The organism is Streptomyces sp. NPDC033270 (assembly GCF_055576575.1).
The window spans coordinates 23,850-40,396 of record NZ_JBVIRA010000006.1 but is presented as its reverse complement, the minus strand read 5'-3'; the positions used below and the strand labels follow the sequence as shown (position 1 = coordinate 40,396).

Below are 16,547 nucleotides of genomic sequence, written 5' to 3'. Positions count from 1 at the left end.
CCGCGCACCGGGGCAACGGCACTCCGGGCGCTCTTCCCGCAGGTCACACGGGCGCGCCCGCCCGAAGCGGCCGAGCCGGCGGGATGGGCTTTCCGGGTGGCGCGCGGCTCAGGCCTCCAACTGGAGGTCCCACCCGCCGGAGCGGCGGGTGAGGGTGGTCACCGACAGCGGCTGGACGTCGATGCGCCAGTACGAGTACGGCGGCGCCTGGAGCGCGTAGACCAGGGCGGCGCGGACCACGCCGGGCTCGGCGACCGCGAGCAGGCCGTCGGCGTCCTCGGCCGGCCGGGTGTCCAGCCAGCCGCCGACGCGGGTGATGAAGGCCACCAGCGACTCCCCGCCGTGCGGGGCGGAGCCCGGGTCGGCGAGCCAGGTCTCCACCGCGCGGGGCTCGGCGGCGGTCACCTCGCCCAGGGTGCGGCCGCGCCAGCGCCCCATGTCGCAGTCCCGGAGCGCCGGTTGGGCGAGCGGGCCGAGGCCCAGCGCCTCGCCGGTCTCCCGGCAGCGGGCCGACGGCGAGCAGTAGCGCAGTTCGGCGGCGGCCAGGCGGCACAGCACGGGGGCGGCCCGCTCGGCCGCGTGCCATCCGGCGGCGTCGAGCGGGCGGTCGTCGTCGAACCGCGTCGCGAGCAGCGAGGAGCTGCGGGCCGCGGCGAGCAGCTTGAGTCGAACGCTCATTCGCCGATGGTAAGAGCAGTGCCGCCCCGCAGGCTCCTGTTGGTCAGATCACGATAGGACCGGGATCGACCAGCCCGAGCGTCATCCACTGCTCCGGCGCCACCAGCGGCCGGAAGCCGACCTTCTCGTACACGCCGTGGGCGTCCTTGGTGGCGAGCGTCAGCCGGCCCAGCCCGCAGGGTGCCAGGTGCTCGGCTATCGCCTCCACCAGGGCCGTGCCCAGGCCCCGGCCGCGGTCGTCGCGGCAGACGTAGACGTCGCACAGCCAGGCGAAGGTGGCGTGGTCGGTGACGACCCGGGCGTAGGCGACCTGGCGGCCGGACCCGGACTCGTACAGGCCGAAGTTGAGCGAGCCCGCGACGGCGCGGTCGTGCAGCTCCCGGGGGCGGCCCTGGGCCCAGTAGGTGTCGGTGGACAGCCAGTGGTGGACCAGGTCGGCGGCGAGGCGGGCCGGGTCGGAGCTGAGCTCGTAGCCGTCGAGGGCGTGATCGTTCATGCCGGGAGGTTCGCAGAAGAGCCGGGGCCCCGTCGAACCTCTTGACGCGGCAAGCGGTGCAGCGCCCGGCCCTCCCGCCGCGCCGCCGCGGCTCGCCCGCGCCCCTCAGCTCGCCGGCACCCCCACCTCCTCGCAGGCCGTGCGCAGCCTGCGGACGCCCTCCGTGAGTTCGCCGGTGCCGGCCGCGGCCGCGAAGCTGATGCGCAGATGCCCGGCCGGCGGCTCGGCGGGGAAGTACGGCCGGCCGGCCGCGACGGCGACGCCGGCCCGCAGCGCCGCGCCGGTCAGCGCCGCCTCGTCAATGCCGTCCGGCAGTCGCAGCCAGAGGTGGAATCCGCCCGGCGGGATGTGCAGGCCGCCGGGCCGTCCCCGGTCCCTGCCGTACTCCGTCCCGGGTCCGGGCCCGTGCTCGACCAGCGCGGGCAGCCGCGTGCGCAGGGCTGCGGTCAGCGCGTTGCGGCGGGCGGTCAACTCGCCCGCGACCAGCCGCAGATGGCGGGACCAGGCGGGCGATCCGACGAGTTCCAGGGCGGCCTCCTGCAGCGGTCCCGGAACGAAGAAGTTGTCGACGACCTGGACGGCGCGCAGCCGGTCGAGGACCGGGCCGCGGGCGGCGAGGACGCCCACCCGGAGGTTGGGCGAGGTGATCTTGGTCAGGGAGCGGATGTGCACGACCGTGCCGTCGCGGTCCTCCGCCATCAGCGTCGGCGGGAGCGCGGGGGCGTCGCCGTGGCCCAGCAGCCGCGCGAAGTCGTCCTCGATGACGAACGCGCCGGCCGCGCGGGCCACCCGCAGCACCTCGCGCCGCCGCTCCCCCGCGAGCACCGTCCCGGTCGGGTTCTGGAACAGCGGCTGGCAGACGAAGAGCCGTGCGCCGCTGGCGCGGAAGGCGTCGGCGAGCAGGTCCGTACGCACCCCGTCCGCGTCCATCGGCACGGGCACCGGCCGCACACCCGAGGCGCGGGCGACGGCGAGCATGCCCGGGTAGGTCGGGGACTCGACGAGCACCGGAGCGCCGGGCGCGGCGAGCGCGCGCAGCGCGGCGGTCAGCGCGTTCTGGCCGCCCGCGGTGACCAGGACGTCGCTCGCGGCGAGGGCGCCGCCGGGGCCGCCGATCTCCCGCGCGAACCAGGCGCGCAGCTCCGGTACGCCCTCGACGGGCGGCCGCCCCCAGGCGCCCGGCCGGCGACCGGCCCGGGCCAGTGCGGCGGCCAGGGCGCGTTCGGGCTGCAGACCGGGATGGAGGTAGCCGCCGTTGAGTTCGATCACTCCGGGGGCCGGTGTGGCGAGCGTGGCCAGCACGCCGGAGGCGTCGACGCTGCGCGGCACCTGGTCGGCGGCCGGTTCCGCGCTCAGCGCGATCTCCTGCCAGGAGGTGTCGAGCGGCCGCGGCGCCTCGGCGCGGGGCCGGGCCCGGAAGGCCCCGGCGCCGGGACGGGTGACGACCAGGCCCTCGGCGGCCAGTTCGGCGAGCGCCCGGGAGACGGTCACCGGACTGACCCGATGCCGCTCCACGAGTACCCGGCTCGATGGCAGCTTTTCACCTGGAGAGTAGCGGTCCAGCTCCCTGCGAAGGGTCGCGGCCAGCTCAGCCCCACTGCTACGCTCTTGCATGAGAGCACATGATAGCGCTACTACTCCGACCGCGATAGCGGTCGACGCCTCGCCCGCCGCCGGCCAGGGTGCCCCGCCCCGCGCGTCCGCCGGCGCCCGTGCGGCAGCCCCCACCGCCGACGTCGCCGTGGGCACCCGTGGCGTCCTGCTCGCCGCCCTCGGCGTCGCCGCCTTCTCGTTCACCTTCCCCGCGACCGCCTGGGCACTGGAGGGCATGGGCCCCTGGACGGTGGTGATGCTGCGCAGCGTGCTGGCCACCGCGCTGGCCGGCGGAGCGCTCGTGGTGTTCAGGGTGCGCGTTCCCGAGCGCCGCCACTGGGCGGGCATCGCGGTCGTCACGGGCGGTGTGGTCCTCGGCTTCCCCCTGCTGACCACACTCGCCCTGGAGACCTCCACCACCTCTCATGCGGCCGTGGTGATCGGCCTGCTGCCCTTGGCCACCGCCGCCGGCTCCGTCATACGGACCGGCGCCCGGCCCTCCCGCACCTTCTGGATCGCGTCGCTGATCGGCGCCGCCGTCGTCCTGGGCTTCACGGTCCAGCAGAGCGGCGGGGCGCCGAGTCGCGGCGATCTGTTCCTGTTCGCGGCGCTGCTGGTGTGCGCGGCCGGCTACACCGAGGGCGGCCGGCTGGCCCGCCACATGCCGGGCTGGCAGGTCATGGGCTGGGCGCTGGTGCTGGCGCTCCCGCTGACGGTCGTGGGCACGGCGGTCGCGCTGTCCACCGAGCCGCTGCGGCTGACCGCGCACGCGGTCGGCGGGCTGCTGTGGCTGGCGATCGGCTCGCAGTTCCTCGGAATGGTCGTCTGGTACCGGGGAATGGCCGCGATCGGCATCGCCAAGGCGAGCCAGCTCCAGCTCGCCCAGCCGCTGCTGACCTTGGTGTGGTCCGTCCTGCTGCTCGGCGAGCAGCTGCCGCCGGCCGCACCCGCCGCCGCGCTGGCGGTCCTGGCCTGCATCGCGGTCACCCAGAGGGCGCGGGGATAGCTGCCGCCCACCGGGAGGCACGACGCGAACGCCGGCCCCGGGGGCGCCGCCCACCTGCTTCTCCTGGCCCGCCCACCCCCCTTTGGGGGGTGGGCGGAGGGGAGATGCACGGGCGCCCTTCCAAGGTGCGCCCCCCGCCTCCGGACGTAAACTTGCCGCGATGGCGCGTACCGCCGTCCGGGCCGCGTCAGGCCCGTCAACCGTTGGAATCGTTGGCCGTTCAACCGCTCGGCCGTCGCGTCGTCGGCCGTACGGGTCGCATGGCCGCCCGAAGCGTGGAGGACCCCTGATGCACGCGACCAAGGGCGACCGGCTGGTGGTGCACGGCAGGACCGTGGGACATCACGACCGGGTCGTCGAGATCATCGAGGTACTGGGGACGAACGGCGATCCGCCGTACCGTGTCCGTGCCGAGGACGGACACGAAGCGATCATGTCGCCCGGCCCCGACTCGGTCGTCCGGCACGCGAAGACCTCCGACATCGACCCCGGCCGGTAAGGCACCGCATACGGATTCCGCGACGGCCGTGGCGGCAGGCCGCTACGGCCGTGTCGGGCTGCCGTAGTGATCGTGTACGACCCTGGCCAGCGCCCCCGTCCGGTCCCTGGCCACGTCCTTCGCCGAGAAGTAGACATGCCCGCCGACCTGCGGGTGGGCGCGGGCGAAGGTGAGGTGCCGGGAGAGTTCAGCCGGGTCCTTCCAGGCCGCCGGCTCGCTGGTGCCGGCCTTGTAGAGCGCCTCGCCGATGTAGAGGTCGACGCCGGTGCCCTCGACGGTCCGTGACCACCAGGGCACCAGTTCGGCGTAGTCGGCGCCCTGGGTCCCGAGCGGCCAGTAGACCTGCGGCACGATGTAGTCCAGCCAGCCCTCGCGCACCCATCGGCGGGTGTCGGCGTACATGTCGTCGTAGGTCTCCACCCCGGCCCGCGTACGGGAGCCCCGCGGGTCGGTGCTCTGATTGCGCCAGACCGCGAACGGGCTGACGCCGAACCGCACCCGGCGCCCGGTCCGCGCTGTCCCCTCCTCGATCCGCTGCGCCGTCTCGTACACCAGCCGGTCGATGTTGTCCCGCCGCCAGTCGGCCCGGCGGTCGAAGTCGCCGCCGTAGGTGTCGTACGCCTCGTCGTCGTCGAAGCGCGCGCCGGCGACCGGATACGGATAGAAGTAGTCGTCGAAGTGCAGTCCGTCGACGGGGTAGCGGGCGACCGCGTCCAGCATCGCGTCCTGGACGAAGCCGCGGACCTCCGGCAGCCCGGGGTTGTAGTAGAGCTTGCCGCCGTACGCGACCGTCCACCACCCGTTCCGGCGGGCCGGGTGGCCGGCCGCCAGCCGCTGCGGATCGGTGTGGTGGGCGATCCGGTACGGGTTGCACCACGCGTGCAGTTCGAGCCCGCGGCGGTGCGCCTCGCGGACCGCGAAGTCCAGCGGGTCCCACCCGGGGTCGCGGCCCTGCTGCCCGGTCAGGGACTGGGCCCACGGCTCGTACGGGGAGGGCCACAGCGCGTCCGCGGTGGCGCGCACCTGGAAGAAGACCGTGTTGAGCCGGTGTTTGACGGCCGAGTCGAAGTGGGCGCGCAGCTCACGCTGTTGCTCGGCCGGGGAGAGTCTCGCGCTGGAGGGCCAGTCCAGGTTGCCGACGGTCGCCAGCCACATGCCCCGCATCTCGCGCCGCGGCGCACCTGCCGAGGGCGCCGCCGCCGCACCCGGCGCCAGCAGCGAGGAGGCCGCGCCGAGCGCGGCCACCGCGAAGCCCCTTCGTGTGATCCGTCTCATCAAAAGTCCCCAGCTTGTCCGTTTCATCCTGTCCTGAGGGCTCAGAATGCCCGCCCCGGCGGCCTTAGCACAGCACCGCGCGGAGTAACGTCGGGGCCGAGGCGGGCGTCGGACCCTTACGGCGTACCGCCGGTCCTGAAGAACAGCGAAAGGCACGAGGTGACGGACTCATTTGCCGACATTGCACGCGTCGGAGTGGTCGGTTGCGGCCAGATGGGCGCAGGCATCGCCGAGGTGTGCGCCCGCGCCGGGCTGGACGTCATGGTCGCCGAGACCACCGGCGAGGCTCTGGAGCTGGGCCGCACCCGCTTGACCAACTCCCTCGGCAAGGCCGCCGAGCGCGGCAAGATCACCGTCGCGGAGCGCGACGCGACACTCGACCGGCTCAGCTTCACCACCGACCTCGGTGAGTTCGCCGACCGCGATCTCGTCATCGAGGCCGTCGTGGAGAACGAACAGGTCAAGACCGAGATCTTCCAGGTTCTCGATCAGGTGATCACCCGGCCGGACGCGATCCTGGCGTCCAACACCTCGTCGATCCCGCTGGTGAAGCTGGCGGTCGCCACCTCCCGCCCCGACCAGGTCATCGGCATCCACTTCTTCAACCCGGCCCCGGTGCAGAAGCTGGTGGAGCTCATCCCCGCCCTCACCACCGGCGAGGAGACCATCAAGCGCGCCGAGGCCCTGGTGCAGGACGTGCTGGGCAAGCACGCCATCCGCGCCCAGGACCGCTCCGGCTTCGTCGTCAACGCCCTGCTCATCCCGTATCTGCTCTCCGCGATCCGGATGTTCGAGTCGGGCATCGCCAGCCGCGAGGACATCGACAACGGCATGGAGATGGGCTGCGCCCACCCCATGGGCCCGCTGAGGCTGTCCGACCTGATCGGCCTGGACACCGTGGTCTCGGTCGCCGACTCCATGTACCACGAGTACAAGGAACCCCTGTACGCCGCTCCCCCGCTGCTGCAGCGCATGGTCGACGCGGGCCGGCTGGGGCGGAAGTCGGGGTCGGGGTTCTACTCGTACTGAGAACCCGACGCTCGGGGGGAGTGCCCGCCCGCCGCCCGGGGGAGTTCCGGCGGGCGGACTCCGGGCCGGCGGGCGCCCATCCGCCGGCTTCGGTTCCCCGTGGGGAGTTCGAGTCAACTCCCCCGCGGGCGGACACGGAAGCGTGTGCGGGGGCCCGGCGGGAGTGCGTGGTTCACACCCCGTGCGCATGCCGTCGCGCCGTCACCCGCGGTCACTTCACACGGGGTGTGAAGTGCAGACCCGCATCTGCCCACCGCACACGCTCCCGCCCTTCGGCGCAGCGCAGTTGACTGAGGCGCGTACGCACGACGAAGTCGCTGACCGAAGGAATGAGGAGCGGACCGTGACCGCCCACCCCGAACCCGACCTGACCACCGCCGACTTAGCGGAGCTGAGGCGTCTGCTCGACGTACGCACCGCCCGGGTCGACGGCCAACTCGCGCTGCAGGCGCAGCGCTCCGAGCAGAGCGCGCGTGACGCGGACGAACTGACCGCCCGCGTCACGCGGCTGGAGAGCACCCGCTGGCCACTGCCGTCCCTCGCCGCACTCACGGGACTCGCGGCACTGGTGATCGCCCTGTGGCAGGCGCTCGGCCGATGAGCCCCGCCGCGGACGGACGGCCAGATCGCCCCGTCCGTCCGCGGCCGGTCGGCCCGATCGCCGTCAGCCCAGGTGGATGTGGTGCAGCATCAGCAGGGCCGCGGCCATACCGGCGGCCGGCACCTCCCCTCGGCCCACCATGTCGGGCACCAGCTTGAGCGGCACCCACTCGCGCCGCTCGGACTCGAAGTCGTCCTGCGGCAGGCCGAGGTACTCCCCCTCATCGGACCAGTAGATGTGATGCCGGGCGTCGGTGAGGCCGTTGGACGGCTCCACGGTGAGCAGGTGCCGGAGCGGGCCGGGGCGCCACCCGGTCTCCTCCTCCATCTCCCGCGCGGCCGCGGCCGCGACGTCCTCGCCGTCCTCGACGACCCCGGCCGCCAGCTCCCATCCCCAGGTGTCGGTGATGAACCGGTGCCGCCACAGCAGCAGCACCTCGTGGGCGGCGTTGACCACCGTGGCGACGGCGACCGGCCGCATCCGGATCAGGAAGTGGTCCAGGTGTCGACCGTCGGGCAACGCCACATCGGCCAGATTGACCCGGAACCACGGGTTCGCATAGACGGGCTTCTCGCTGAGATTGTTCCACCGCACGTAACTGCCACCTTCCGCTGTTGGACCGGCAAGGTGACACGTGCCCGGTCAGAGCGGAACGCGCAGCACCTCGTCGATGAGTTCGGCCGCCTCGTCCGTCGCGGAGCTCCCGGTCTCCGCCAGATGCTCGCGTACCGCCCGCAGCCGGTCCCGCAGCCGTTGCGACTCCATGCCCCGGGCCTGCTCCGTCATCTGGGCCGCGTTGGCCACGGCCCGGTCCGCATCGCCCTGGCGCAGCTCGATATGGGTGAGCATGGCCAGCCGGTGGACCCGGCCGCGGTCGTGTGCGGGGGTGTCGACGGCGGCGTCCGCCTGCTCCCGGGCGGCCCGCAGGTCACCGAGGCTGAGGAGGGCCTCCGCCACTTGTACGTTCACCAGGCCTGGCTGCACATAGCCCGTCTCGGCCGGCTCCAGCCCGGGCCGGATGCGCTCCGCGGCCGCCTCCGCGCGCCGGATGCACGCCAGTGCGCTGGCGCCGTCGCCCAGCCGGGCGTAGGACTTGGCTTGCATCGCATAGAGGTCCGCGGAGAGCGCGGGGGTGATCTGCGGGCCGGCGGCGCGCAGCGCGGCCTCCGCGAAGGCGACCGCCTGGCGGTACTCCCGTACGAAGAGGGACTGGTTGACCAGCAGCGCGATGACGTACGCGCCGAGGCCGCGGTCCCCGCTGGCCTTCGCCAGCCGCAGTGCCTGGTGGAAGTAGCGCTGGGCCAGCCCGAGGGCGTCGGAGTCGTAGGCGCAGATGCCGGCGACGGCGACCAGCCCGCCGGTCGCCCGGTGGAGCTGACGCCCCGTCGCGTCGCTGTAGCTGCCGCGCAGCAGCGGCGCCGCCTCGGCGTTGAGGAATCCCACGATGCGCGCTCTGGTCGCGATACCGCCCGCCTTGCGGTACATCTGCTCGTAATGGCTGCGTGCGGCGCGCAGCATCTCGATGTCGGCGAGGCCCACCCGGGTCAGCCCGTCGCGTGAGACATCGCAGTCCTCGGGCGGGTTCTCCCACTCCCATACGGGGATGACCGCCGAGGTGCCGGTGAGCGCGGGGGCGGCGAGCACATGCGGCCGCTGCTGCTCGTCGGACCGCCACAGCGCGGTGGCCCGCTCGACGAAGCCGGACAGCGGGGTCTCGGGGGCGCTGTGGTGTCCCGGGCGGCTCAGCCCGATGTCGTCGAGTCCGACCGGCCGGTGCAGCCGTTCGCCGAGGACCTCGCAGATCAGGTCCGGTACCTGTCCGCGCGGCCGCTGGCCCTTCAACCACCGGGCGACCGCGGTGTGTTCGTACCTCAGCGCCAGCCCGCGCTGCCGCCCCAGGCGGTTGATCCGGGCGGCCAGCCCGGCGTGCGAGATGCCGGCCTCGTCGAGAATCGCATCGAGCAGGGTATTGGGCTCCACAACGGCCTCCCGGTGAGCGGGCCCGTCGTGGCGGCTCCCCGCTCATGGCCTTGTCGACTTCACCACTCCACCAGTCGAGCGTAGTGAACCCCGCTTCACACGGGGTGTGAAGGGCCCCGGGGCGGGCGCGGCCCCAGGCAGTACAGGCCGGGCGCCCCTTCGGACCAGGTGACCTCGCGTCCGTCCGCCGCACAGCCCCGCAGCATGTACCCGATCACGTCGTCGAGACCGGAGGCGACCTCGTCCGCGGAGAGCACGCCGCCGGCGGCGAACCCGGCGAAGCCGTGCAGGGTGGTGAAGAGCGGCATCGCGATCCGTTCGACGGGCCCCTCCCGTACGTCGCCGCTGCGCTGTCCGTCCGCGGCCAGCTCCACGGCCATCGCCGCGAGCCGGTGCGCGGCCGCGATCAGCGCCTCGGACGCCTCCGGCTCGTGCTTGACCGTGTACATGAGGTCGAGGAGGGCCGCGTTGGCGGTGGCGAAGTCCACGTAGGCGCGGGCGAGCGCGCCGAGCCGCTCGGCGAACGACCCGCCGGCCGCCGCCTGGGACGCGGTCAGGGCCGCTTCCAGGCGTTCGAACCCGGTGAGCGCCAGCGCGTCCAGCAGCGCCTGCTTGTCCTTGAAGTGCCGGCTCGGCGCGGCGTGGCTGACGCCGAGGTCACGGGCGAGTTCCCGCAGGGACAGGGCTCCCGGACCCTTCTCGCGGAGCGTCTGCTCGGCGCGGTCCAGCAGCGCGGCGCGAAGGTCTCCGTGGTGGTAGCGACGAGTCTGCATGGCCGCCATCCTAGCGCCGATGTATTCACTGGCTACATTGTTGTCATTGACAGCATTGTTGACGCTGCCTACATTGAGAGCATGGCTCACACACCCACCTGGAACGCCACCCGCCTCCCCGACCAGACCGGCCGCACCGCCGTGGTCACCGGCGCCAACAGCGGGCTCGGCCTCGCCACCGTCGACGCCCTCGCCCGGGCCGGCGCGCATGTCGTGCTCGCCGTACGGGACGTCAGGCGCGGCGAGGAGGCCGCCGCCACCGTCAAGGGCACCAAGGGCACGCTCGAAGTGCGCCGCCTCGACCTCGCCGACCTCGCCTCCGTGCGCGCGTTCGCCGAGTCCTGGCAGGGCGGACTGGACCTGCTGATCAACAACGCCGGAGTGATGGGGGTCCCGGAGTCCCGCACCAAGGACGGCTTCGAGACGCAGTTCGGCACCAACCACCTCGGCCACTTCGCGCTGACCAACCTGCTGCTGCCGCACGTCACCGACCGCGTGGTCACGGTGGCGTCCATGGCACACAAGGCCCCCGGCACCCGCGTCCACTTCGAGAACCTGGACCTGACCGGTGAATACACCCCCTACCGGGCGTACTCCCAGTCCAAACTGGCCAATCTGCTGTTCACCCTGGAACTGCAGCGCCGCCTGACCGCGGCGGGCTCCCCCGTCCGCGCCCTCGCCGCGCACCCCGGCTACGCCGCCACCCATCTGCAGAGCCACGACGCCAGCGCGGTCCGGCGCGCCCTGATGCGGATCGGCAACAGGGTGATCGCCCAGGACAACAGGGCCGGCGCCCTCCCGACGCTGTACGCCGCCACCCAGGACCTGCCCGGTGCCGCCTATCTGGGCCCCGACGGGTTCGGCGAGATGCGCGGCGGTCCGACGATGGTCAGCAGGTCGGCCGCGGCCAGCGACCCGCAGGGGGCCAAGCGCCTGTGGGAGGCCTCCGAGGAGCTGACCGGCGTCGGCTTCCCGTCGCTGAGCGGCAAGGAGGCCGCCGCGGAAGACGGGCGCTGACCGGGGTCACGAGGAGCGCCCGGCCCGGACCGGACCGGCGGGGCACAGGGCAGGTCCGGCCCTGACCCGGACACCCCTAGGAGGCGCCCCTGCCGGTCCCTCGCCCGCCGAGCGACAGCGAACGCCGCCCCGCCCCGGCCGCCCGGGCCGGCAGCCCTACCCGGTCGTTGCAGAGCATCAGCAGCGCCACATCGTCCGTCAGCCGCCCGCCGGCATGGCGCAGCAGCGCCTCCCGCACCTCGTCCACCACTCCGGACGGCACGGGGCCGCAGGGCGACTCGGCCGCCTCGACGCTGCCGCGCAACGCCTCCGCCAGCGGGAAGAACTCCCCCGCCGCGTCCCGGGCGTCCACCGCCCCGTCGGTGTGCAAAAAGAGCGCCGCACCGGGCTCCAGCCGGCCGCACCGCACCGCGGCCAGCTCCTCCGGCAGCGGAAACAGCCCCAGCGGCGGCATCGGATCGGCCGGGGCGACCAGGGCGACCGGCGCGAGAGCCCCGCAGTCGATCCGATACGGCCAGGGATGCCCGCAGTTCAGCGCCGTGACCGACCCGTCCTGCGCGACCTGCACCAGCAACAGCGTCACGAACTCCTCCGCCAGCGGGCTCGCCGGCTCCGCACCGCCCCCCGGCTGCTCGACGCGCCCCCGCTCCCGCAGATGCCGCTGGTGCGACAGCTCCAACCGGCGCAGCACACCCGACAGTTCGGCCTCGTCGTGCACCACCTCGCGGAAGCTGCCGAGCATCGCCGCGACCATGCCCATGGCCGCCAGGCCGTGCCCGCGCACATCCCCGATCACCGCCCGGACGCCGTGCCGGGTCCCCGCGACCTCGTACAGGTCCCCGCCGACCACCGCGCCCTCGCTCACCGAGAGGTGATCGGCCGCCAGCGCCAGCCCGTCGATCCGCGGCGGCAGCGGCCGCAGCAGCACCCGCTGCGCGGCCGCGGCGACCTCGCGGGTGCGCTCCAGCTCCCGCACCAGCCGCAGCCGTCGGCCGGCCGTCAGATAGCTGGCGCCGATCACCGCGAGAATCGCACCGCAGGTCAGCGCGCGGGTGCCCGGCCCGGCCCCGGGTCCCTCGCCGCCGAACGGCACGAGGGCGAGAAGCGCGCACCCTCCGCCCAGCAGGACGCACTGGCGGCGGCCGGTGCCCGCGCAGGCGATGGCCGGTGCGGCGGCGAGGAGTTGCAGCAGCTGACCGCTGGTCGGGTGGGAGAGCTCCCAGCCCACCACGCCGAGCACCCACAGGCCCGGCAGGACGAAGACCGTGGCCCGCCGGACACGGGCCGCGCCGGCGCGCGCCGCGCCCCGCGTCCACGTTCGGATCATGCCGTTGGTCCCCCTAGGGCCTGTCCGATGGGTCATGGCCGGGTCCACGGCGTCTGGCACGGCACCTCGCGGCGTTGCCGAAACGTCCCGAGAGCTCCGCCGTCGAGACGCTCCGGCGCCTTGTGATGCGCCGCACCAGACGCCGCGGCCTTTCCCGACCCTGACCCATCGGACAAGCCCTAGCCGGTGGCCCCTTGCAGGTGTTGCGCCGATCGGTTCGGCCCGCCTGCAGCGGTCACGCGGGCCTCATCGACCTCGTCGATTCTCGCGACGTTGTGTGCCCATCCCGCGACGATAGGTAAATAACCACTCGATTGGGTGATCGTGCAGGGGCCCGAGGGGTCTCCTCGCCCCCGCCGGTCCCCCACAGGCACCACATCGCCCACCCACCGGAGACCCAACCCCCGTACGCCGAAGGGACGAGGGCGCGGAAGGCTCACACCCTCCGCGCCCTCGCCCCTCGGCACAGGCAGGCGGACCGCTCAGCCGCGCAGCACCGCACCCGTCCGCTCCACGGCCACGGCCACCGCCGCGTCGCGGGCGGCCGTGGCCTCCTCCGCCGTCAGCGTCCGGTCCGCGGCCCGGAAGCGCAGCGCGTACGCCAGCGACTTCTTGCCCGCACCGAGCTGCTCGCCGGTGAAGACGTCGAAGAGCCGCAGCGACTCCAGCAGCTCGCCCGCACCGTCGCGCAGCGCGCTCTCGACGTCCGCCGCCGGGACCGAGGCGTCGACGACCAGCGCGACGTCCTGGGTCGCGACCGGGAACGCCGAGATCTTCGGCGCGCGCAGCGGGCCGGCACCGGCCCGCTCCAGGCGGTCCAGGTCGATCTCCATCGCGCACGTACGCTCCGGCAGCGCGAGCGACTTGATGACGCGCGGGTGCAGCTCACCGGCGTTGCCGACGAGGACCTCCTCGCCGTCGACGAGGGCGAGGAGCGCCGCGCACCGGCCCGGGTGGAACGGCGCGTGCTGGTCCTGACGGACGATCAGCTCGACGCCCGCCTCCCGCGCGACCGTACGGCCCGCCTCGATGGCGTCCGCCCAGGTCCCGGGGCGCCCCTCGCCCCACCAGCCGGCCTGCTCACGGTCTCCGGCGAGCACCACGGCGGCGCGCCGCGGCTGCTGCGGCAGGGAGGCGTCCAGCGAGGCGATCTCGTCGTCGGTCGGCCGGCGGTCGACGACCAGCCGGCTGGCCGGCTTCTCGTCCCCGGTCGCCCGGAAGACCGGCCCGGTCTCGAAGAGCGCGAGATCGTGCGTGCCCCGGCCGTAGTTGCGGCGCAGCGCGCCGAGCAGCCCCGGGATCAGGGTCGTACGAAGGTCGGGCTCCTCGTCGGACAGCGGGTTGACGAGGGTGACCGCCGCGCGCCGCGGGTCGTCCGCCTCGATGCCGAGCTGATCGAGGACGTGCGAGCCGGTGAAGGGGTAGTTCAGGGCCTCGACGTAGCCGGCACCGGCCAGCGCCCGGCCGACCCGGCGGTGCAGCCGCTGACGCTCGGTCAGCCCGCGGCCGGCCGGCGGCTTCGGGAGCGTGGAGGGCAGGTTCTCGTAGCCCTCCAGCCGGATGACCTCTTCGGCCAGGTCGTTGGGGTCGCCGAGGTCGGGCCGCCAGGACGGCACGGTCACGACCAGCTCGTCCTGGCCGTAGACGTCGCAGCCGACCTGCTGGAGGCGGCGGACGACGGTCTCCCGGCCGTAGGCGACGCCGGCGACCTTGTCCGGGTGGTCGGCGGGGATGGTGATCGTGCGCGGCCCGCGAGGCGAGACGACCTCGGTGACGCCTTCCTCGGCGGTACCGCCGCCGAGCAGCACCAGCAGGTCGACGGTCCGCTGCGCCGCGGCGGACGCGGCCTCCGGGTCGACGCCGCGCTCGAAGCGCTTGGCGGCTTCCGAGGAGAGCCTGTGCCGGCGGGCCGTACGGGCGATGGTGATCGCGTCGAAGTGCGCGGCCTCGATCACGATGTCGGTGGTGCCGCGCGGCTGTCCGGTCTCCGGGTCGGTGACCGGGCCCGCGATCTCCGTGTTGGCGCCGCCCATGACACCCGCGAGGCCGATGGGGCCGCGGTTGTCGGTGATGACCAGGTCCTCGGCGTCCAGCACCCGCTTGGTGCCGTCCAGGGTGGTCAGCTGCTCGCCGGGGGTGGCGCGCCGGACGCCGATCGGACCGTCCACGGCGGCGCGGTCGTAGGCGTGCAGAGGCTGGCCGAGCTCCAGCATCACGTAGTTGGTGATGTCGACGGCGAGCGAGATCGGGCGCATCCCGGCCTTCTGCAGCCGACGCTGCAGCCAGATCGGGGAACGCGCCTCGGGCTCCAGGCCGGTGACCGTGCGGGCCGTGAAGCGGTCGCAGCCCATGGGGTCGGAGACCTTGACCGGGTAGCCGGCGGAGTTCGGCGGCGGCACGTCCAGCAGGGCCGGGTCGCGCAGCGGCAGTCCGTAGGCGGTGGCGGCCTCGCGGGCCACGCCGCGCATCGACAGGCAGTAGCCGCGGTCGGGGGTGACGGCGATGTCCAGCACCTCGTCGACGAGCTCCAGCAGCTCGATGGCGTCGGTGCCCACCTCGTACTCCGGCGGCAGCACGATGATGCCGCCGGAGCCGTCGTCGCCCATGCCCAGCTCGTCGCCGGAGCAGATCATGCCGTGCGACTTCTTGCCGTACGTCTTGCGCGCGGCGATCTTGAAGTCGCCGGGCAGCACGGCGCCCGGGAGGACCACCACGACCTTGTCGCCCACCGAGAAGTTGCGGGCGCCGCAGACGATCTCCTGCGGCTCGCCGGTGCCGTTGGCGTCGCCGACGTCGACGGTGCAGAAGCGGATCGGCTTCTTGAAGCCCTCCAACTCCTCGATGGTCAGCACCTGGCCGACGACGAGCGGGCCCTTGAGGCCCTCGCCGAGCCGCTCGACGGTCTCGACCTCCAGGCCGACGGCGATGAGCTTGGCCTGGACGTCACGGCCGGACTCCGTCGCCGGCAGGTCGACGTACTCCCGCAGCCAAGAAAGCGGGACCCGCATCAGATCTCCATCCCGAACGGCCGGGTGAACCGGACGTCGCCCTCGAACATGTCGCGCATGTCTTCCACGTTGTGCCGGAACATCAGCATCCGGTCGATGCCGAACCCGAAGGCGAAGCCGCTGTACTTCTCGGGGTCGACGCCGCAGGCGACGAGCACCTTGGGGTTGACCATTCCGCAGCCGCCCAGCTCGATCCAGCCCTCGCTGGAGCAGGTGCGGCACGGGCGGTCGGGGTTGCCCACGGACTCGCCACGGCAGACGTAGCAGACCATGTCCATCTCGGCGGACGGCTCGGTGAACGGGAAGTAGTTCGGCCGCAGCCGGGTCTTCATGTCGGGGCCGAACAGCGCCCGGACCATGTGGTCGAGGGTGCCCTTGAGGTCGGCCATGGTCAGGCCCTCGTCGACGGCGAGCAGCTCGATCTGGTGGAAGACCGGGGAGTGCGTGGCGTCCAGCTCGTCGGTGCGGTAGACCCGCCCCGGGCAGACGACGTACACGGGCGGCTCGCGGTCGACGAGCGTACGGGCCTGCACCGGCGAGGTGTGGGTGCGCAGCACGACGCCGCTCTCATCGCCCTCGGTGCCGTTGCCCTGGACGAAGAAGGTGTCCTGCATCTGGCGCGCCGGGTGGTCGGGCACGAAGTTCAGGGCGTCGAAGTTGAACCACTCCGCCTCGACCTCGGGGCCCTCGGCGATCTCGTAGCCCATCGCGACGAAGACGTCGGCGACCCGCTCCATGAACGTGGTGAGCGGGTGCCGGGCGCCGGCCGGGGTGCGGTCGTAGGGCAGCGTGACATCCACCGCCTCCTCGACGAGCACCCGCGCGTCGCGCTCCGCCTCCAGCTCCTCCTGACGGGCCTTGAGCGCCTGGTTCACCCGGCCGCGGGCCTGGCCGACGCGCTTGCCGGCCTCCGCCTTGGCCTGGGGGGGCAGGGCGCCGATCTCGCGGTTGGCGAGGGCGAGCGGCGAGGTGCCACCGGTGTGCGCGATCTTCGCCTGGGCGAGCGCGTCGAGGTCGCCCGCGGCGGCGATGGCGGCCAGCGCCTCGTCCAGCCGGGCGGCGATCTCTTCCGGTTTCAGGGCTTCGACCTCGACAGGGTCGTACGACTTATTGGGTGCGGACATCTCTTCCCGTGCTTCCGGTGGACTGGCTTGGCTCGCTTCGCCTCGGCTCCTCGATCACAAAGGTCGGATGCCGAGCCCGCGCTGTGCCCGCGATGCCTGTGCGCCAAAGGTGCCAAAGGTCAAGTCTAAGGGGGACGGGCA

General features: G+C 73.4%; 15 protein-coding genes. 5 read left to right on the top strand and 10 right to left on the bottom strand.

What is annotated here, in order from left to right; all coding sequences use genetic code 11:
- Positions 1 to 108: 108 nt before the first annotated feature.
- The 3 genes from ACZ5XZ_RS11675 to ACZ5XZ_RS11665 all read right to left on the bottom strand — a co-directional run bounded on the left by ACZ5XZ_RS11675 (position 109) and on the right by ACZ5XZ_RS11665 (position 2,788).
- Complete coding sequence (locus tag ACZ5XZ_RS11675; RefSeq protein WP_468976695.1) at positions 109 to 678, bottom strand: histidine phosphatase family protein; 570 nt, start codon at positions 676 to 678, stop codon at positions 109 to 111.
- Positions 679 to 721: 43 nt separating this feature from the next.
- Complete coding sequence (locus ACZ5XZ_RS11670) at positions 722 to 1,174, bottom strand: GNAT family N-acetyltransferase (protein ID WP_468976693.1); 453 nt, start codon at positions 1,172 to 1,174, stop codon at positions 722 to 724.
- A gap of 105 nt (positions 1,175 to 1,279) precedes the next feature.
- A complete protein-coding gene (locus ACZ5XZ_RS11665) occupies positions 1,280 to 2,788 on the bottom strand; it encodes an aminotransferase-like domain-containing protein (RefSeq protein ID WP_468976692.1) in 1,509 nt (502 codons plus the stop codon).
- On the opposite strand from ACZ5XZ_RS11665, the gene ACZ5XZ_RS11660 reads away from it, so the two are divergent.
- Positions 2,787 to 3,773, top strand: coding sequence for a DMT family transporter (locus tag ACZ5XZ_RS11660; protein WP_468976690.1), 987 nt, complete (start codon positions 2,787 to 2,789; stop codon positions 3,771 to 3,773). The genes ACZ5XZ_RS11665 and ACZ5XZ_RS11660 overlap by 2 nt on opposite strands.
- Positions 3,774 to 4,062: 289 nt before the next feature.
- The gene (locus ACZ5XZ_RS11655; RefSeq protein ID WP_384428818.1) at positions 4,063 to 4,272 is read left to right on the top strand and encodes a DUF1918 domain-containing protein; all 210 of its coding nucleotides are present in this window, start codon (positions 4,063 to 4,065) and stop codon (positions 4,270 to 4,272) included.
- A gap of 42 nt (positions 4,273 to 4,314) precedes the next feature.
- Here ACZ5XZ_RS11655 and ACZ5XZ_RS11650 read toward each other — a convergent pair whose 3' ends face one another.
- Positions 4,315 to 5,547: a glycoside hydrolase family 10-like protein gene (locus ACZ5XZ_RS11650; protein WP_468976688.1), complete on the bottom strand. Its 1,233-nt coding sequence runs from the start codon at positions 5,545 to 5,547 to the stop codon at positions 4,315 to 4,317.
- A gap of 159 nt (positions 5,548 to 5,706) precedes the next feature.
- On the opposite strand from ACZ5XZ_RS11650, the gene ACZ5XZ_RS11645 reads away from it, so the two are divergent.
- Together ACZ5XZ_RS11645 and ACZ5XZ_RS11640 are read left to right on the top strand one after the other, a co-directional pair.
- Complete coding sequence (locus tag ACZ5XZ_RS11645) at positions 5,707 to 6,576, top strand: 3-hydroxybutyryl-CoA dehydrogenase (RefSeq protein ID WP_468976687.1); 870 nt, start codon at positions 5,707 to 5,709, stop codon at positions 6,574 to 6,576.
- 343 nt (positions 6,577 to 6,919) lie between these two features.
- Positions 6,920 to 7,177: a hypothetical protein gene (locus ACZ5XZ_RS11640; protein WP_468976685.1), complete on the top strand. Its 258-nt coding sequence runs from the start codon at positions 6,920 to 6,922 to the stop codon at positions 7,175 to 7,177.
- A 63-nt stretch (positions 7,178 to 7,240) separates the two neighbouring features.
- On the opposite strand, the gene ACZ5XZ_RS11635 is transcribed toward ACZ5XZ_RS11640, so the two are convergent.
- The 3 genes from ACZ5XZ_RS11635 to ACZ5XZ_RS11625 all read right to left on the bottom strand — a co-directional run bounded on the left by ACZ5XZ_RS11635 (position 7,241) and on the right by ACZ5XZ_RS11625 (position 9,930).
- The gene (locus ACZ5XZ_RS11635; RefSeq protein ID WP_393488131.1) at positions 7,241 to 7,771 is read right to left on the bottom strand and encodes an NUDIX domain-containing protein; all 531 of its coding nucleotides are present in this window, start codon (positions 7,769 to 7,771) and stop codon (positions 7,241 to 7,243) included.
- 48 nt (positions 7,772 to 7,819) lie between these two features.
- Complete coding sequence (locus ACZ5XZ_RS11630) at positions 7,820 to 9,157, bottom strand: transcriptional regulator (protein ID WP_468976682.1); 1,338 nt, start codon at positions 9,155 to 9,157, stop codon at positions 7,820 to 7,822.
- A gap of 95 nt (positions 9,158 to 9,252) precedes the next feature.
- On the bottom strand, positions 9,253 to 9,930 hold the full coding sequence (locus tag ACZ5XZ_RS11625) for a TetR/AcrR family transcriptional regulator (RefSeq protein ID WP_468976680.1): 678 nt from the start codon (positions 9,928 to 9,930) through the stop codon (positions 9,253 to 9,255).
- A gap of 81 nt (positions 9,931 to 10,011) precedes the next feature.
- Here ACZ5XZ_RS11625 and ACZ5XZ_RS11620 point away from each other — a divergent pair, with 81 nt between their 5' ends.
- On the top strand, positions 10,012 to 10,947 hold the full coding sequence (locus ACZ5XZ_RS11620) for an oxidoreductase (protein WP_468976678.1): 936 nt from the start codon (positions 10,012 to 10,014) through the stop codon (positions 10,945 to 10,947).
- A 76-nt stretch (positions 10,948 to 11,023) separates the two neighbouring features.
- On the opposite strand, the gene ACZ5XZ_RS11615 is transcribed toward ACZ5XZ_RS11620, so the two are convergent.
- From ACZ5XZ_RS11615 to pheS, 3 genes are all read right to left on the bottom strand, one after another.
- Positions 11,024 to 12,274, bottom strand: a complete 1,251-nt coding sequence (locus ACZ5XZ_RS11615) for a PP2C family protein-serine/threonine phosphatase (RefSeq protein WP_468976676.1) — start codon at positions 12,272 to 12,274, stop codon at positions 11,024 to 11,026.
- Positions 12,275 to 12,756: 482 nt separating this feature from the next.
- Positions 12,757 to 15,282 (bottom strand): phenylalanine--tRNA ligase subunit beta, encoded by a 2,526-nt coding sequence (pheT, locus tag ACZ5XZ_RS11610; RefSeq protein WP_468976674.1) that lies wholly within the window; start codon positions 15,280 to 15,282, stop codon positions 12,757 to 12,759.
- The gene (pheS, locus tag ACZ5XZ_RS11605; RefSeq protein WP_468976672.1) at positions 15,282 to 16,406 is read right to left on the bottom strand and encodes a phenylalanine--tRNA ligase subunit alpha; all 1,125 of its coding nucleotides are present in this window, start codon (positions 16,404 to 16,406) and stop codon (positions 15,282 to 15,284) included. Before pheS ends, pheT begins: the two co-directional genes overlap by 1 nt.
- Positions 16,407 to 16,547: the final 141 nt, after the last annotated feature.

Excerpts from the sequence above, each read along its gene's own strand:
- ACZ5XZ_RS11650 (WP_468976688.1), bottom strand. The coding sequence starts at position 5,547 with ATGAGACGGATCACACGAAGGGGCTTCGCGGTGGCCGCGCTCGGCGCG.
- pheS (WP_468976672.1), bottom strand. The coding sequence starts at position 16,406 with ATGTCCGCACCCAATAAGTCGTACGACCCTGTCGAGGTCGAAGCCCTG.
- ACZ5XZ_RS11675 (WP_468976695.1), bottom strand. The coding sequence starts at position 678 with ATGAGCGTTCGACTCAAGCTGCTCGCCGCGGCCCGCAGCTCCTCGCTG.
- ACZ5XZ_RS11615 (WP_468976676.1), bottom strand. The coding sequence starts at position 12,274 with ATGATCCGAACGTGGACGCGGGGCGCGGCGCGCGCCGGCGCGGCCCGT.
- ACZ5XZ_RS11625 (WP_468976680.1), bottom strand. The coding sequence starts at position 9,930 with ATGCAGACTCGTCGCTACCACCACGGAGACCTTCGCGCCGCGCTGCTG.
- ACZ5XZ_RS11620 (WP_468976678.1), top strand. The coding sequence starts at position 10,012 with ATGGCTCACACACCCACCTGGAACGCCACCCGCCTCCCCGACCAGACC.
- pheT (WP_468976674.1), bottom strand. The coding sequence starts at position 15,282 with ATGCGGGTCCCGCTTTCTTGGCTGCGGGAGTACGTCGACCTGCCGGCG.
- ACZ5XZ_RS11655 (WP_384428818.1), top strand. The coding sequence starts at position 4,063 with ATGCACGCGACCAAGGGCGACCGGCTGGTGGTGCACGGCAGGACCGTG.
- ACZ5XZ_RS11665 (WP_468976692.1), bottom strand. The coding sequence starts at position 2,788 with ATGCAAGAGCGTAGCAGTGGGGCTGAGCTGGCCGCGACCCTTCGCAGG.
- ACZ5XZ_RS11660 (WP_468976690.1), top strand. The coding sequence starts at position 2,787 with ATGAGAGCACATGATAGCGCTACTACTCCGACCGCGATAGCGGTCGAC.
- ACZ5XZ_RS11670 (WP_468976693.1), bottom strand. The coding sequence starts at position 1,174 with ATGAACGATCACGCCCTCGACGGCTACGAGCTCAGCTCCGACCCGGCC.